Origin of the sequence: Acinetobacter sp. ABJ-A23_2, from assembly GCF_044538765.1 — a bacterium.
Classification (GTDB): Bacteria; Pseudomonadota; Gammaproteobacteria; order Pseudomonadales; family Moraxellaceae; genus Acinetobacter; species Acinetobacter nosocomialis_A.
This window is the reverse complement of record NZ_JBIUCP010000005.1, coordinates 44,704-61,506: the sequence shown is the minus strand read 5'-3', so window position 1 is coordinate 61,506 and position 16,803 is coordinate 44,704. Positions and strand designations below refer to the sequence as shown.

The following is a 16,803-nucleotide window of genomic DNA, read 5'->3' as shown; positions in this document are numbered from 1 at the left end:
CTGAGAGTTTAATCTGCTCTCAGCTGTTTTAAAATAGCTCTTAACACTTCTAAACGCGCAGTATATTTATCATCAGTGGCAACAATATGCCAAGGTGCATATTCGGTACTGGTTCGTTCAAACATATCTGCTGCCGCTTTTAAATAGTCATCCCACTTATCACGATTGCGCCAGTCTTCTGCGGTAATTTTAAAGCGTTTATGCGGTGTCTCTTCTCTGGCTTTAAAGCGTTGCTCTTGCTCATCTTTACTAATCGCAAGCCAAATTTTCACCACAATGGTTTCACTATCAAATAAATCTTTTTCAAAGCGATTAATTTCGTCATATGCCCTTTGCCACTCTAAAGGCGATGCAAAACCTTCAACTCGTTCTACCAGCACTCGGCCATACCAAGTACGGTCAAAGATTGTAATTTTTTCAGCTTCATTAATACGATTCCAAAAACGCCACAAATAAGGATGCCTTGCTTCGAAACGTTCAGGTGCGCCAATACAATGAATATCATATTCACGCGGGTCTAAATTTTTGACAATTCGCTTAATGGCACCACCTTTACCCGAAGCATCCATTCCTTCAAAAGCAATCACAAAATTACGCTTATCAAAACGCATGGTATCGGCAATTTTTTTACTGAGTTTATCGAGCTCTTTTTTGTAATCAGCTTTATCGAGCTGTTCTTTAGAAGGTTTTAACAAACTTTCAGGAATCTTTGCCTGCTGCCATTTTCCTTTGACCTCACTTTCATGTTCAGGCAATTCACGCATATGTTGCAAAAGGTACTGGGCAAAAAATTGATCGCGCTGTTTTTCATCTTCGCCATCAATAATGTACCAGTCGTCGGTAAAACGGCGGCGTAACTTTTGCAAAGTGTCGTATTGTTTTTTATTGCGCCAGTCTAAACCGTGAAGTTTATGCCAATGCTGTTCAGACGGGTCTATTTTATCTAAACGTTTTTGCAGTGACTTCCACGAAAGGTCAAACCAAACCTTAATCACATCGACATAGTTATTTTTTAAATCCTGTTCAAACGCCCGCATGTTTTCCACATAGGCATCAAAACGGGCATCATCCAAAGGTTCCGATACATGCGTTGCGGTAACCAACAAGTCGCTATACCAATTGCCAAACATCACCACAATTTGGCCTTCAGTCGGAATAAACTCTGAATACGACTGCCAAAAAGCTTCTGTATCTGTCAGCACACGCGGTGCATCTGCTTTTACGCGTAAATATCTTGGATCTAACCATTCTCGAAGCTGCTTAACAGCCTCGCCTTTTCCAGCCAGTTCAATACCACTCATTAAAATGAGTGTACTTTTAGCATTTTTTTTGCCCCGACTATCTTTTAAAGCATATTGTGCTTCAATCAAATCGACTGAAAGCTGTTCCTCATCTCGAATTTCAAATTTTGGTTGTTGTTCACTCATAGTCCACTGCTCTAATCTTTTATTGTTTAATTTCGTCGTTATTTAACTTATGCGCTTAGATGATGAATTGCTATACAAATTATGTCATTGCGCCAAAATTCTGTCTAAAAATTGACGCATAAATCATTTTTTTTACATCTACTCGCCATAGTAGAAGGTTACAATGCCTCTTATGATTTTTTGCAAATAGCCCAATATTAGAGCCTTAAATGTCTAAACTCGCTGCTTTTGATGATCTTTTACAACAATATAAAACATTTAATTATCACGATAATCCAGTGCTTGCCCAACGTTTGCAAGATGTACAAACATGGCTAAAAGAGCGGATGAAAGATACTCATCACGACTTTTTTAATTTGCCAGAGCACAAGCTCATGTCAGAGTATTTTTTAAACCGTTTATATGGTGGTCCAGAGTTTGATGCGCTTGCAGCTCAAATTGAACGTTTATTGAAATATGCTCATAAAGCAGAAAAAGTCCTACCTGAAAACGCAATTAAAACTGGAACAAAATCGGTAAGTCTGGCTGTACTTGCCACACAACTTGATGAACAAGTAGCAATACAGCTTCTTGAAGACTATCCGGCAGATACAGTACTCACTGACGAGATCATGCGCTTAACCTTAATCAAGCTTGATCAGGCCGAAGCTCGTTACCAGCAACTTGCTCTTCTTGACGACTTAGGGGTAGCGTTAGATAAATACATGCGTTCATTTATGATGTTTACTGCCTTTAAAATGTGTAAAGGTATTGCACAAAAATATCACTTCGAATTGATGTATGATTTTATTCAGGATGGTTTTAGCGCAATGAAACCATTAAAATCGGCTGAGGCTTTTATTAAGACTTTTACGGAAAAAGAACGTCAGATTGTTGAAAAAGTACATTCAGGACATCCGAATCCGTTTAGAGTGTGATAAGGTCGGCACATATAAAAAACTCAACCTCGCGAAGTTGAGATTTTATTCATTATATTTGCATGATGATGCCTGTAAAAATAGACAAAATCTGTCATCATGCAGAACTTATTCCGTTTCACTTGAGTTTGAGTCTAGGAGAGACAATATGTCTAACGAAAACCAAAAGCCAACATCTCCAACTGAGCAGGCACAAAGTTCAGACAAAGTTAGCCCATTCCTAAGCTCACCTTTACCGCAAGGTACACCTCAAGGGCAACAACAAACTTTACAGCAAACCTTAACAGATACACCTGTTAGCGGTTCTGTACCGAAATACAATTTACCACGTGGTGCTAGCAATACTGGCAACGTTGGTGAAACAACTCACTTTGGTTTCTCAACTGTTAAAACTGAAGATAAAGCTCAAAAAGTTGCTGAAGTTTTCCATTCAGTTGCAAGCAAATATGACCTGATGAATGACTTAATGTCATTTGGTATCCACCGTTTATGGAAACGCTTCGCAATTAACATGTCTGGTGTACGCCGTGGTCAACATGTGTTAGACATTGCTGGTGGTACAGGCGACTTAGCAAAAGTATTTAGCCGTGAAGTTGGTCCTCAAGGTCATGTGGTGCTTTCAGACATTAACGAATCTATGCTGAATGTTGGTCGTGACCGTCTGATTGATGCAGGCTGTACCAATGTCGATTTCGTACTTGCCAATGCTGAAACACTAGAGCCATTTGCAGACAACAGTTTTGATCTTGTCACCATTAGCTTTGGTTTACGTAACGTGACAGATAAAGATGCTGCACTTGCTTCTATGTTCCGTGTGCTTAAGCCAGGTGGTCGTTTACTGATTCTTGAGTTTTCTAAACCAGTATTTGAGCCATTCTCAAAACTTTATGACCTTTACTCATTCACTGCTTTACCGATTATGGGTAAATTGGTTGCCAATGACTCAGAAAGTTATAAATATTTAGCTGAATCAATTCGTATGCACCCAGACCAACGCACCTTAAAAGGTATGATGGAAAATGCTGGCTTCCAGAACTGTGACTATCACAACCTGACTGGCGGTATTGTTGCTGTTCACCGCGGTTTCAAACTGTAAGGGATAGCGATATGTGGTCGATTTTGGCACTCGGTGCAGTCGAACGTATCATTCATCATCTGATCGATCTGGATGCATTAACCCGCATTCAGCTCAATCAGTTACAGGGCAAAATGTTGCGTGTGGTCATAGATAGCCCGCAACTTTCTGTCGATGTATTCTTTGACCAAGAAAAAGTACGTCTTGAACCTACTGCAACTGGGCACAGCGAAAAACCTTCTATTTTTGAACAACGCCCGTTTGATCCACAATTTAAAATTTCTGAAGCCACAGCCACTTTGCATGTCAAAGATGTGGTTGAACTGATCAAACTATTGGTCAGCGATCCAGACCAGATTGGTAATATCCCGCTTCAAGGTGATTATCACCTATTACAGGATATTCAAAGAATTATGCAGCAAGCTGAACCTGATTTAGCTGCGCATTTATCAAAATGGGTTGGCCCTCAACTCGCTCATGAAATTGGCAAAATTCAACTTGCACCAAAGCATTTAAAACGCTCCGTGCAAAGCCATCTATTTTTTGCTGAAGATGCCTTAAAAGAAGACAGTGGTTTATTTGCCCCACGTTGGGAAATGGACGATTTAAATCAGGCTACGCGTAAGCTTAATCAAGACATTGACCGTCTAGAAGCTAAGCTACAGCAGCTCAATGCACAACTACAACCCACTCAAGACTAGGTAAGACTGTATATGATTCCGCACGTTTCACGTTTACTCGAACTTTGGCGTATTGCAGCGCACTATAGACTCGATACGTTGTTCCCTGCGGATGAATTACCTGTTAAAGCTCAACGTGCATTAAATATTATTAAGATGCACCCAGCTGCATGGTCGAGTCGCGAACGTAAAAATCCTTTAAAGCTCAAAGAAGCTTTAGAAGACATGGGCCCGCTTGCAATTAAGCTTGGGCAATTGCTATCAACTCGACGTGATTTGATTCCACCTGAAATACTCGCGCAATTGGTCTTACTTCAAGATCAAGTCAAACCTTTTGATAGCAATGTTGCCAAACAACGTATTCAAGATTCTTTAAAGGCAGACGTAAATACCCTATTTGCCCGTTTTGATGACCAACCATTAGCTGCAGCTTCAATTGCACAAGTACATACAGCAGCACTGCATGATGGCCGTGAAGTTGTTGTTAAAGTTACTCGTCCGGACATTCGCAGCCAGATTTTACAAGACTTTGAAATTTTAGCTTGGCTAGGCAATACCTTAGAAAGTCGTCTTGAAGCTGCCCGTGCATTACATTTATCTGAAATTATTCAAGACTACCGCCAGATCATTTTAAATGAGTTGGACTTGAGTATTGAGGCAGATAACACACGTCGTATGCGCCATTACTTCACTGGTTCAACCATGATGTATGTGCCCGAAGTGTACATGGACACCAAAGATGTCATGGTGGCTGAGCGTATTACTGGTGTGCCTATTTCAGATACGGCAACCTTTGACCGTTTAGGCATGGACCGCGCACAACTTGCAGAAAAAGGATTAACCATTTTCTTTACGCAAGTATTCCGCGATAACTTTTTCCATGCCGACATGCACCCCGGTAATGTCTTTGTAGAAACCATCAATCCAAGCAATCCACGCTTTATTGCACTGGACTGTGCGATTATGGGTGAGCTTTCTAAGCACGACCAGATGACGGTTGCCCGCATGTTGCTTGCTGTCATGAACAGCAACTTTATGCAGCTTATTCAAATTGTGCACCAGGCTGGCTGGATTCCACCGGGTACAGACCAAGACGCTTTAGCACGTGAGATGCGCCGTACTGTTGGGCCAATGGTTTCTAAACCAATGGACCAGCTTGATTTTGCGGGTATCTTAATTCAAGTGATGGATATTGCGCGTCGCTTCCATCTTGAGATTCCACCACAGCTCATGCTGCTGCTCAAAACTTTAGTGCATGTAGAAGGCTTAGGTACGGACCTTTACCCACAGCTCGATATCTGGAAATTGGCAAAACCTATTTTGACAGAATGGGTTAAGTCCAACATGAACCCAGTCAAAAATGTAAAAGAACTTGGCCAGCAACTACCTGACCTGCTTTTAGGTGCTCAGGATTTCCCAAGCTTAATTATTGACAGCCTAAATGGTTTAAAGAACCAGTCTGCTTGGCAAGACCGCCAGTTACGTGAAATTCAACAGCTTCGTTTGCAAATGGAACATCAACAGCGCCGTAGCTGGATGTTTGGTAGTAGCATGCTGATTTTACTGACCATTGCAATTATTAGCCCTTGGTTTGTTTCTATTATTTTAATTGTGCTGAGTAGCTTATTAGCGCTTTGGCGTATATTGAAATAAATTCTAAATCCCTTGCCCTCGCAAGGGATTTTTTTTGGGTGCACTTTAATTTTAAAAAAAATAGATCAATTATTTGTTCATTGCTAAATTAGCATTCATAAATGCTTGAAAAGAACAAACAATGAAAACACCTCATTTTGCCATTATTGGTGCAGGTACCGCAGGTTTAGCCACTGCCATTTTGCTTGCCCGAGAAGGCAATAACGTTACTATTTTTGAACAAGTTGATGAGTTATCTCCAGTAGGTGCAGGTTTACTGCTACAACCTGCTGGCTTAGCTGTATTTGAACATTTAGGTGTACTAGACAAAGCCTTAACCTTAGGTGCGAGAGTCACAGGCCTAGAAGGACAACTTCCGGACAAACGCCTTTTAGTTAACAGTCATTATCGCGAAGCATCAGCAAACCTCTATGGACTAGGTATACACCGAGCTACGTTATGCCATGTTCTCACTCAAAAGCTTAGCGAATATTCAAGCCAGATTACTTGGTGCATGAACCATTCTGTTGAAAGATTTGAAGAACATAACAATGAGGTTCGGATATTCGGCAGTCATCAAAACCAAAAGTTTGATGCTTGCTTTGATGGCCTACTCATTGCCAACGGTGCGCGTAGCCAGTTACGCCCCAAAGCATGGGTAAAGGTTGACAAAGCTTATCCATGGGGAGCGGCGTGGAGTATCGTGCCTGAGTGCCAAGTACTCGACTCTGAAATTCTGCATCAATTTTATGATCGCTCGAAAATTATGATGGGAATTCTTCCTACAGGAGCAGTTCCCACAGAACCTCAACAGCGCCTTTCGAGTATATTTTGGAGCTTACCTACCTCCCAATTACAAAGCTTTTTGCAAGATGAACAGGCGAAACAAGCTTGGTTAAAGCAAGTCTCGGAGCGTTGGCCCACAGTTGCAGAATGGCTAAAAGAGATTTTGTATAACAGTCCAACTCAGCCTAAATGGCTATCTGCAAACTACCGTGATGTCGTCATGACTCAATTTGGTCAAGGACGAATTGGAGTCATTGGAGATGCAGCTCATGCAATGAGTCCGCAGTTAGGACAAGGGGCCAATAGGCATTATTAGATGCTTGGGCTTTTTCTCAATCATTGCGACATGCTCAAAAGAACCAGAATATTGATTGGTCCCTGCTCTGGCAGCACTACCACCAGCTTCGCCGTTCATCCACCCAGTTTTATCAGTTCCTTAGTCGCTTATTAACTCCACTTTATCAATCTGATCATTGGTGGGCTGGAGGCTTAAGAGATTTAGTTTTTCCGTGGATGTATCAAATCCCTTATTTTCGAAAAGAAATGGCAATCACGATTTCAGGATTAAAGACTGGTCCATTTCAGCAAATTGATTATGATCAAGTCGCTCAATTACCTAAAGAAAGCAGTGCGTTTCATTTAAAAAATGAATCTTTGTCTGACTATTAACCCAACCAAATAATAGTGAGTAACACATGAAAATCAGCCATCTTGATCATCTTGTTTTAACTGTTGCCAGTATTGAAAATACCTGCAATTTCTACCAAACCGTATTGGGATTTGAAGCCATCACGTTTAAAGGTGATAGAAAGGCCCTACAGTTTGGAAGTCAAAAAATAAATTTACACCAGCAATGTAACGAGTTCGAACCTAAGGCATTGCAACCGACTCCTGGATCTGCCGACCTATGTTTTATTTCAGACACTCCTATTTCAGAAGTGGTTACACACCTTAATCAGTTAAATATTACAATTGAAGAAGGTCCTGTTGAACGTACGGGTGCAGTGCACCCTATTCTTTCAGTTTATATTCGTGATCCAGATCAAAATTTGCTTGAGATTTCAAATATCCTCACGCCTTAGTCATTTGAATAAGATACCGATTGGTAAGCGTTACAAGCTATTCAATACGCTGACAAAGACAAAAAGGACAAAGAATTTTTCCGCAAAGCGACGTTGATGCCGTACACTATACAAGCTATTTTTAGCATCTGATTGAAATCAATTTATAGTTCATATTTCTTTGGTGGTTCCTCATGAATAACACGCAATGGCTCGATGAAGTAAAATTTAACGAACAAGGTCTTATCCCTGCCATTGCTCAACATCATCAAACCGGACGTATTTTGATGGTGGCGTGGATGAACCGTGAATCACTTGCGCTCACAGCAGAAAAAAATCAAGCTGTGTACTTCTCTCGCTCTCGCCAAAAACTCTGGCACAAGGGTGAAGAGTCAGGCCATTTTCAAACAGTTTATGAAATTCGTTTAGATTGCGATGGTGATGTAATCGTATTACAAGTTGAGCAACATGGTGGTATCGCATGTCATACAGGTCGTGAGTCTTGTTTCTACCGTAAACTTACCCCACAGGGCTGGGAAATTGTAGACGCGCAATTAAAAGACCCTACTGCAATTTATGGTGACAAAGCCAAAACTGAAAGCCACGATCATGCTCACACCACAGAACAAGTCGATGTACTTGCTCACTTAGGGCAATTAATGCAAGAGCGTAAGCAAGCTGAAGCGGATACGTCATATGTTGCAAGCCTTTATAAAAAAGGCATCAATAAAATCTTGGAAAAAGTCGGCGAAGAAGGCGTAGAAACTATTATTGCTGCGAAAGACTACGCTGCTCAAAATACAGAAAGCAATTTAAATGACTTGATTTATGAAACTGCCGATTTGTGGTTCCATAGCATTGTCATGTTGGGTTATTTCGATCTTAATCCACAACTTATTATTGACGAATTAGCTCGTCGTCAGGGTTTATCTGGTTTAGTTGAAAAAGCTAACCGTAACAAGGTTTAAAATCACTCAGTGTCGAATATCGAAAAACCTAAAGCCACCTATGAGCAAGCCATTGCCATAGATAACGGACGTCTTGGGCAATCATTTAAAGTGATTGCCTATGCGGGTACAGGTAAAACTACTACATTACAAATGATTAGCGATGCCATGCCTGAACGGCGCGGTATGTATTTGGCTTTTAACAAAGCGATTGCAGGCGAAGCTCAAAACAAATTTCATCGCAATGTAGACTGCCGTACTTTCCACTCGCTCGCGTTTCGTAGTGTGCCACGTGGTGTGACAGATAAATTACGCTTGCCGCGCTTAAGTCCAAGCTTTATTGCTAAAGAATATCGACTAGAACCGATTACGTTACGACGCATGATGGGTGGACGTTATGAAAAATACGTCTTAATGCCAAGTCGTCTAGCGAGTCTTGTTGCCAATGCGGTGAGTTATTTCTGTTCGACTAGCTCACAATACCCAGCTCCTCGACACATTCAGGCACCCAACTGGTTACATCCAGACGATATTACCGAGCTACAGACCCACCTTTACCCTGCTGTTGAACGGCGCTGGTTAGAGTCTATCGACCCAAATCATCAAGCCGGAATTGGTCACGATATTTACCTCAAACTTTGGGCATTGTCTGAACCAAACATTCCAGCCGATTATGTCTTATTTGATGAAGCACAAGATGCTGATCCTTTAATGTTGGGTATCTTACTACGTCAAAAAAGTACGCAGGTTATTTATGTAGGCGATGCACATCAGCAAATCTACGCGTGGCGTGGTGCAGTTAATGCGATGCAACAACTGCCTTTGCCAGAGTCTCGCTTAACGACTTCTTTCCGTTTTGGAGAGGCAATTGCCGATGTCGCCAATGCGTTGCTAGGTGGTTTAAATGAAACAGTTCCGCTGCTTGGCAATCCGAACCAGAAATCGAGTGTAGTCAATAAACCGCATACCAAGATGCGTGATGCGATTTTGTGTCGTACCAATGCTCGGGCAATGGAGCTTTTATTAGCAGGCTTAGTTCACGGCGATAAAGTAAGTTTGCAGGCAGACCATCAAAAACTAAACCGTTTTGTAGATGCTGCAAGCCTCTTGAAGCAAGGAAAACGAGTTACTGACGTTCCCGAGTTAGCATGGTTTAACTCATGGCACGATGTACATGAATACTGTGAAACCAATGAAGGAAGTGATATCAAACCATTGGTTAAACTGGTAGATGATCACGGTACTGATCCATTAAAAAAGGCACTTGCTAAAATTACTCCCCTTGAGCAAGCTGACTATGTCATCTCAACTGCCCATAAAGCAAAAGGACTAGAGTGGAATCGTGTCCATATTGAAGATGACTATCAATTTAAAATTAATGGCTTAGAACACAAGATTACAGATGAAGAATTAAGATTACTTTACGTGGCCTGTACTCGTGCTAAAGTAAGTCTAAACATCCATCATCTTTATGATCTGATACAACAATTAAAAGTAAGGGCGCCTTTAAGTCTTCGTAAGTCGGTTGGTTGAAGCGCTCATAATTAGGTGAGCCTATGAGACTTGAATCCATCCAATTTAAACATGTTGCTCTGTTTCATGACCTAAAGATCCAGTTTCAATATGATAAACAACCGATTACTTTAATTTTAGGTGAGCAGGCAACCGGTAAAAGTATGCTACTCAAGCATATTTACCATGCTTTAACGTGGTTTCCTGCTCGCTTGAAAGATGTTCGTACCCCGGGCGTAGTCATGCCTGATCAAGACATTACCCATTCTCGGTTACAGTCTAAAATAGAAGTCAGCATTCATATTCCATCAGAGTTCGGGCAACTGCCTGAAACCACTTCTGCACAGCAAACCGACACATCTGTTTGTAGCTGGAAGCTATTTAAAACCTTAAATGCAACTGGCGTGGGCATTAGTCAGGTCGAAACTCAGCAGCTCGATCAAACCATTACCCTTTATCATCAAGTCACAAGAAAAGACCCACTTCAAGGCCTTCCCTTACTTGCCTACTACCCATCTGAGCGATTTGTTAACGATATAAATTTGCTGAATAAAAACCTGCCAGGGATTACTCAGTCTATTTCTGCTTATGAAATAAGCTTAATCCCGTTTACCACCTTTGCTCGTTTTTTTGAATGGCTGCGTGAAATTAGCGATATTGAAAATGCACAAGCAGCTCATGTTGTACAACGAATTATTTCTCAACAATCAAACCCACAAAATCAGGAAGAACTTTTACGTCAACTTCAAATCGAATTGGCAGGTCAACCTAAACAACTGCCTTCGCCAAATTTATATGCACTTAAATCGGCGTTAAAGATTATTTTTCCGGAACTTGAAGACATCTATTTACAATATCATCCACGTCTTCAACTTATGGCGCATTACAAGGGTGAAGCTTTAGTCTTTCAGCAACTTTCCAATACCACTAAAACATGGATTGCATTGATAGGTGATGTCGTACGTAGACTTTGTTTGCTCAACCCATTGAGCTTAGACCCTTGCCTTGAAGGTGAAGGAATTTTGTTAATTGACCAAATCGATTCACAACTAGATGCTCTGCATTGCTCAGAAATTTTAAATCGACTTCATCAGGCATTTCCGCGTTTACAAATTATAGTGACTGGAAGCCGTGAAGAGTTACTTGAACATGCAGCTGCTTATCAATGCCTTAAATTAGAACATGGCAAAGCAAGCCAACTTGATTTAAATACGACTCAGCAGCAGCTTGAACACCTTTACACCCTCTTGCACCGAGATGAAGTTTTAGCGCCACATATAGATCCTCTACCGCTTGATACCGAACCTACAACCACTCAAATTGACAATTTGTATCAGCAAATCCAAAGCTTAAATGAACAACAAAAAAATGAATTATTACGTATGATTCATACAGGAGATACTTCGGAAGAAACCTCATCTCTTTAAAATTTATTATCCATTTAGCTCAATTTTTATAATAAAACCGAATTCGCTAAATATATGATGAAATCTGGTTTTTGAGCTGAAAAATCACTAGATGTTGTTACCGCATGTAATAACATCAGATTTTTAATGATTTTTTAGTGTACAATAAATTTCATTTTGCGTTTTTATTATTCAAGTTGCGCAATACAACTTGTTTCTCGCTTTATTTTTCTAATTTGGTCGGGTTTTCAGAATATAAGCTTTGGAAATCTCTTTGAATTCCTATCTATTCTGAAATTAAAATTTCACCTTTAGGCTTCGGTCTAAATTATATATGGATACGAGTGTGCTACCGATAATTATCTTATTACCGTTAATATTAGGCACCACCCTTGTTTCATTGCTTCAACGGTTTTCACGTGGAGTAACGGCTTTAGGGGCGATCGGAGTCAGTTTAACCAGTTTTGGTTTATTACTGACTCAGGCTAAAACTGTGCTTGGTGGTGCAAGCATTCAACAAAGTTGGGATTGGTTACCGCAATTAGGAATTAATCTGAGCTTTAGACTTGATGCCCTTGGTTTATTATTTTCTCTTCTTATTACCGGTATCGGTACACTCATTTATATTTATGCCTATTATTATTTAGGCCCTAAAAATTCATTAAGTAAACTCTATTTATTACTCATGCTGTTTATGGCAGCAATGCTGGGTATTTCCCTTTCTAACAATTTAATTATTTTATTAGTGTTTTGGGAACTTACCAGTATTTCATCATTTTTACTGGTGGGTTACTGGAGTCATTACGAAGCAGCGCAACGCGGCTCGCGTATGGCACTCACCATTACAGGAATGGGTGGACTCGCCATGCTAGGTGGATTTGTCTTACTAGGACAAATCACCGGTACTTACGAAATTAATGATATTGTCGGAATGAAAGACCTTATTCAAAGTCATCATCTTTTCGTTCCGATGCTTTTGCTTATTTTACTTGGTGCTTTTACTAAAAGTGCTCAGTTCCCTTTCCATTTTTGGTTACCCAATGCAATGGCAGCACCCACTCCGGTGTCGGCTTATTTGCACTCTGCAACCATGGTTAAGGCAGGTATTTTCTTATTAGCACGTCTTGCACCTATCTTTATTGGTGCCGCGCTTTATCACAACATTGTCACATTTGTCGGCCTATTTACACTCTGTATGGCTGCATGCTTTGCCATTTTTAAAGAAGATCTAAAAGGGTTATTGGCTTACTCCACCATTAGTCATTTAGGCCTTATTGTCTGCTTATTAGGTATTGGTTCACCTTTAGCGGTTGCCGCTGCAATTTTCCATATTATTAACCATGCAGCCTTTAAAGCTGCCCTGTTTATGATTGCAGGGATTATTGACCATGAAACAGGTACACGTGATCTTAGAAAATTAAGTGGGGTATGGCAATTACTGCCGTTTACCGCAACGCTAACCATGATTACCGCTGCATCAATGGCAGGTGTTCCACTGACCAATGGCTTTATTTCTAAAGAAATGTTCTTTACTGAACTGTTGGCGAACCTTTCAGGCTCAGCTGTTATTTTTGCAAGTATTATTGCAACGCTTGCCGGTATTTTTGCAGTCAGTTATTCAATTCGTTTAGTGCACGGCGTATTTTTTGATGGTCCATTGGGTAAACAAGTACCAAATAAAAATGCCCATGAACCACCGATTGGCATGCGAGCACCAGCCATATTACTTGCGACACTATGTATTTTGGTGGGTATTTTCCCTGCCCTACTGGTTGAGCCTTTAGTTAATAGCGTGACACGTGCAAGTCTAATGCAACCTGATTTTGCAGGAACTCATCTTGCAATCTGGCATGGATTTAATGCTCCTCTTGTGATGAGTATTATTGCTTTGATTGGCGGCACGCTTTTCTATTTTGCTTTAGCAAAAGATGGCATGATTCGTAAAATCGACCTCGACCCACGACTTGGTCGTTTACAAGGTCGTGTTTTATTTGATTTGTTCTTAAAACATTTGCTATTAACCAGCCGAAAAATCAAACAAAAAACTGAGAATGGTTCACTACAAAGTTACCTGTTCTTAATGATTGCTTTTAGCATCATTCTGGTCACTTTGCCTTTACTCAATCAAGGCCTTACCACAGGTACACGCGAACTCACACATGCACCATGGATTGCAGTTGTTCTTTGGCTGACCTTATTCTCGGGTTGCTGGATGATGCTCTGGTTCCATCATGAGCGCATTAAAGCGGTACTCATTAGTGGTGCAATTGGTCTCGTGGTTACTATGGTATTTGTTACCATGTCAGCACCTGACTTAGCTCTCACTCAAATTACAGTAGACGTTGTAACGACTGTACTTTTATTGATGAGTTTATCTCTATTACCACAGCTTACGCCTTATGAATCTACTCGCACTAGACGTTTGAGAGATGCATTTTTAGCAATCATTGGTGGCTTGGGTATTGGCTGGATTACGTGGCTCATTTTAACGCGTGACCATAATTCGATTTCATGGTTCTTTGCTCAGCAATCTTTACCACTTGGCGGCGGCTCTAACATTGTAAATGTCATTTTAGTTGACTTCCGTGGTTTCGATACCTTTGGTGAAATTACCGTACTAGGGATTGCTGCGATTGGTGCGCTCTGTCTTATGGATGGCATGCGCGTACACGGCACCACCATGACACAAGGCCTCACCTATCGCTTTAACCCATCTCCGCTCATGTTCCGTATTACAGCCTCTTGGGTGTTGCCTTTAGCGCTAGTGGTAAGTGTCTATATCTTTATGCGCGGACATAACTACCCTGGCGGTGGCTTCATTGCAGGTTTAATTACCTCAATGGCACTCATTATTCAGTACATTGCTTTAGGTCAAGACCAAGCAGAACAAATGTTAAAAGCACAATCTGGTCGTCTTTATGAGGTCTGGATTGGTTCCGGTTTAACAATTGCAGGCTTAACAGGTATTGCTGCATGGTTCTGGGCACGTCCATTCTTAACCAGTGCTCATGTCTATGTTGAGTTACCAGTTTTAGGAAAACTACATCTGGCTTCAGCAGCAAGCTTTGATTTGGGTGTGTATATCACAGTGGTAGGCGCCACTATGCTACTCATTTCTGTATTAGGGGACTCTCGCCATTCGAGTATGTCTGGTCCTGTACCTCATGGAGAGAAATCATCATGATCAGTTTAGAATTCTTACTGGCCTCTGCGATTGGGCTACTTGTTGCGACAGGCATCTATCTCATTTTACGTGCACGTACCTTCCCTGTGGTATTGGGATTAGCCGTACTCGGTTATGCAGTTAACCTATTTTTGTTTGCGATGGGCCGCTTGCAAGTGAGCTCACCAGCAATCTTGACTGAAACCACCAATATTACAGACCCACTTCCGCAAGCACTTGTTTTAACTGCAATCGTTATCGGTTTTGCGACCACCGCGTTTATTGTACAACTGGCCCTACGCAGCCGTTATGAATCAGGTAGTGACCACGTTGATGCTAAAGAAGATATTTCTCCAACATACGACCCACGTGAGGATGAGCCGTGATGTTTGATTTTTTATCTTTTTGGCAAGCTAATACACCAATTTTCAGTATCCTCATCCCAGCATTCACTGGTTTTATCTTATTGCTTTTAGGTAACCCTGGCGCTGGTGCATTAAAAGAAGATTGGCGACAACCTTGGCGCCGTGGCATTAGCCTCGTCTCAGCAATTGCGGGTTTAGTCACTGCGATTAATTATCTTATTGTTGCAAATACTGATCAAATTACGGTTTACCAGTTGAGCGAGTGGTCAGCACCGTTTGGTATTGTGCTGGTACTCGACCGACTTTCTGCATTTATGCTGGTTTTAACCTATGCATTAGCAGTTCCAGTTTTATGGTATGCCAGTGAAAACTGGGATACGAGAGGCCGCTATTTCCACGCCATATTCCATTTTCTTTTAATGGGATTATGCGGAGCATTTCTGACAGGCGACTTATTCAACCTTTTTGTTTTCTTTGAAATCTTGCTTATGGCGTCCTATGTCCTCTTATTACATGGACAAGGCAAACCGCGTTTTCAGCTTGGCGTACACTATGTCATTATCAACCTTTTAGCCTCTGCTCTATTCTTAATTGGGCTTGGTATGATTTATGGCAGTGTAGGCAGTCTAAATATGACTGACGTTTCACGCCTTTTACCCACTTTAGATGCAGATCAACACAAATTAGCAGTCGCTGGCGCCTTACTCTTATTTGTCGTGTTTGGTATTAAAGCGGCCATGCTACCAGTTGGTTTTTGGCTACCAAAAACTTATGCCGTTGCAAGTACACCTGTCGCAGCGATTTTTACCATTATGACCAAAGTAGGCATCTATGCTATTTTGCGTGTCAATGGAACGGTATTTAACGATGTACTTAGCCAAGAAATCTTTAAAAGTTGGTTACTTCCAATTGGCTTAGTGACTTCTTTATATGGCGTGATTGGTGCAATCGGTGCAGATCGCCTCAGACGTTTTGTTGGTTTTATGGTGCTGTCTTCGATTGGCACATTATTGACTGCCATTGCGATGTCAAATACGCAAGCTTGGTCAGGGGCACTATTCTATTTAGTCCACAGTACACTGATTGGTGCAGCATTTTACTTGTTCTGTGGCTGGATGACGTCACAGCGTGGTGACTTTAAAGACCATTTAAAAATTGCGCCAAGAATTAAGCAAGAAAAAGCAGCGATGCTGACTTACTTCTTAATTGCCATGATGCTCGCAGGTTTACCACCTTTTAGTGGCTTCTTTGGTAAAGTATTTATTTTACAAGCGACTGTTGAAACTGCATATCAAGGCTGGGTTATTGGTATTGTGCTTGTGGTCAGTCTATTAAGTATTATTGCGTTAACACGAGTCGGATTTATTTTATTCTGGCGTGCTTCACCACCAGAGGAAGACCCAATCAATCCTGCTTATATTATTTATCGTGCTTTACCTGAACGAGCACCGCCACGTAATGATTCAGTGATTTATATTTTGCTTGCAGGCTTAGTGGCTTATGTTGTGTTTGCTTCACCTGTGTTGCACTACACCACAAGTACTGCTCAGCAAATTCAAAATCATGCCTTATATCAGCAATCTATTCTTAAGACTGATCAAAACGGCGAAGTCATTAGTGTCCAGCCTTATGACTCAACTTATTTACCTGAAACAAAATACGGTGGAGAAGTTGAAGATCATAATGCCTATCTCGTTCCGGACATTATTTCTAAAGACACATTCAACGGTGTACATATTTCTGAATATAAACATCGCCAAATTCAGCAGCAAGAAAAATTGCAAACACCAACCATTGCTGATGAAAGTCAACTGAAACCTATGGAGCCATAA

The 16,803-nt window shown here is 41.1% G+C and carries 12 protein-coding genes and 1 pseudogene; 12 read left to right on the top strand and 1 reads right to left on the bottom strand.

The window, feature by feature from the left end:
* Window positions 1-8: 8 nt before the first annotated feature.
* A complete protein-coding gene (locus ACH63V_RS03180) occupies window positions 9-1,427 on the bottom strand; it encodes a phosphate--AMP phosphotransferase (protein WP_263612818.1) in 1,419 nt (472 codons plus the stop codon).
* 209 nt (window positions 1,428-1,636) lie between these two features.
* Here ACH63V_RS03180 and ACH63V_RS03175 point away from each other — a divergent pair, with 209 nt between their 5' ends.
* The 12 genes and pseudogenes from ACH63V_RS03175 to ACH63V_RS03120 all read left to right on the top strand — a co-directional run bounded on the left by ACH63V_RS03175 (window position 1,637) and on the right by ACH63V_RS03120 (window position 16,803).
* Window positions 1,637-2,344, top strand: coding sequence for an FFLEELY motif protein (locus ACH63V_RS03175; RefSeq protein WP_396462700.1), 708 nt, complete (start codon window positions 1,637-1,639; stop codon window positions 2,342-2,344).
* Between the two features lie 148 nt (window positions 2,345-2,492).
* On the top strand, window positions 2,493-3,440 hold the full coding sequence (gene ubiE, locus ACH63V_RS03170; RefSeq protein ID WP_263612816.1) for a bifunctional demethylmenaquinone methyltransferase/2-methoxy-6-polyprenyl-1,4-benzoquinol methylase UbiE: 948 nt from the start codon (window positions 2,493-2,495) through the stop codon (window positions 3,438-3,440).
* Window positions 3,441-3,451: 11 nt separating this feature from the next.
* A complete protein-coding gene (locus ACH63V_RS03165; protein WP_263612815.1) occupies window positions 3,452-4,120 on the top strand; it encodes an SCP2 domain-containing protein in 669 nt (222 codons plus the stop codon).
* A 12-nt stretch (window positions 4,121-4,132) separates the two neighbouring features.
* A complete protein-coding gene (locus tag ACH63V_RS03160) occupies window positions 4,133-5,752 on the top strand; it encodes an ABC1 kinase family protein (RefSeq protein WP_396462698.1) in 1,620 nt (539 codons plus the stop codon).
* Window positions 5,753-5,873: 121 nt separating this feature from the next.
* Window positions 5,874-7,186: pseudogene (locus ACH63V_RS03155) on the top strand (FAD-dependent oxidoreductase).
* Between the two features lie 26 nt (window positions 7,187-7,212).
* Window positions 7,213-7,599: a VOC family protein gene (locus ACH63V_RS03150; RefSeq protein WP_396462696.1), complete on the top strand. Its 387-nt coding sequence runs from the start codon at window positions 7,213-7,215 to the stop codon at window positions 7,597-7,599.
* Window positions 7,600-7,772: 173 nt separating this feature from the next.
* A complete protein-coding gene (gene hisIE, locus ACH63V_RS03145; RefSeq protein WP_263612811.1) occupies window positions 7,773-8,546 on the top strand; it encodes a bifunctional phosphoribosyl-AMP cyclohydrolase/phosphoribosyl-ATP diphosphatase HisIE in 774 nt (257 codons plus the stop codon).
* A 9-nt stretch (window positions 8,547-8,555) separates the two neighbouring features.
* Window positions 8,556-10,058 carry a UvrD-helicase domain-containing protein gene (locus ACH63V_RS03140; RefSeq protein ID WP_016803971.1) on the top strand — a complete coding sequence of 501 codons (1,503 nt, stop codon included), beginning with the start codon at window positions 8,556-8,558 and terminating at the stop codon, window positions 10,056-10,058.
* A 23-nt stretch (window positions 10,059-10,081) separates the two neighbouring features.
* Entirely contained in the window at window positions 10,082-11,464 is a 1,383-nt protein-coding gene (locus tag ACH63V_RS03135; RefSeq protein WP_396462693.1) for an AAA family ATPase, read from the top strand.
* 313 nt (window positions 11,465-11,777) lie between these two features.
* On the top strand, window positions 11,778-14,627 hold the full coding sequence (locus ACH63V_RS03130; RefSeq protein WP_396462691.1) for a monovalent cation/H+ antiporter subunit A: 2,850 nt from the start codon (window positions 11,778-11,780) through the stop codon (window positions 14,625-14,627).
* Entirely contained in the window at window positions 14,624-14,992 is a 369-nt protein-coding gene (locus ACH63V_RS03125) for a Na+/H+ antiporter subunit C (RefSeq protein WP_000624229.1), read from the top strand. Before ACH63V_RS03130 ends, ACH63V_RS03125 begins: the two co-directional genes overlap by 4 nt.
* Complete coding sequence (locus ACH63V_RS03120) at window positions 14,992-16,803, top strand: monovalent cation/H+ antiporter subunit D (RefSeq protein ID WP_396462690.1); 1,812 nt, start codon at window positions 14,992-14,994, stop codon at window positions 16,801-16,803. Before ACH63V_RS03125 ends, ACH63V_RS03120 begins: the two co-directional genes overlap by 1 nt.

Coding starts and splice junctions, on each gene's coding strand:
- ubiE (WP_263612816.1), top strand. CDS start 2,493: ATGTCTAACGAAAACCAAAAGCCAACATCTCCAACTGAGCAGGCACAA.
- ACH63V_RS03180 (WP_263612818.1), bottom strand. CDS start 1,427: ATGAGTGAACAACAACCAAAATTTGAAATTCGAGATGAGGAACAGCTT.
- ACH63V_RS03160 (WP_396462698.1), top strand. CDS start 4,133: ATGATTCCGCACGTTTCACGTTTACTCGAACTTTGGCGTATTGCAGCG.
- hisIE (WP_263612811.1), top strand. CDS start 7,773: ATGAATAACACGCAATGGCTCGATGAAGTAAAATTTAACGAACAAGGT.
- ACH63V_RS03120 (WP_396462690.1), top strand. CDS start 14,992: ATGTTTGATTTTTTATCTTTTTGGCAAGCTAATACACCAATTTTCAGT.
- ACH63V_RS03125 (WP_000624229.1), top strand. CDS start 14,624: ATGATCAGTTTAGAATTCTTACTGGCCTCTGCGATTGGGCTACTTGTT.
- ACH63V_RS03165 (WP_263612815.1), top strand. CDS start 3,452: ATGTGGTCGATTTTGGCACTCGGTGCAGTCGAACGTATCATTCATCAT.
- ACH63V_RS03130 (WP_396462691.1), top strand. CDS start 11,778: ATGGATACGAGTGTGCTACCGATAATTATCTTATTACCGTTAATATTA.
- ACH63V_RS03175 (WP_396462700.1), top strand. CDS start 1,637: ATGTCTAAACTCGCTGCTTTTGATGATCTTTTACAACAATATAAAACA.
- ACH63V_RS03135 (WP_396462693.1), top strand. CDS start 10,082: ATGAGACTTGAATCCATCCAATTTAAACATGTTGCTCTGTTTCATGAC.
- ACH63V_RS03150 (WP_396462696.1), top strand. CDS start 7,213: ATGAAAATCAGCCATCTTGATCATCTTGTTTTAACTGTTGCCAGTATT.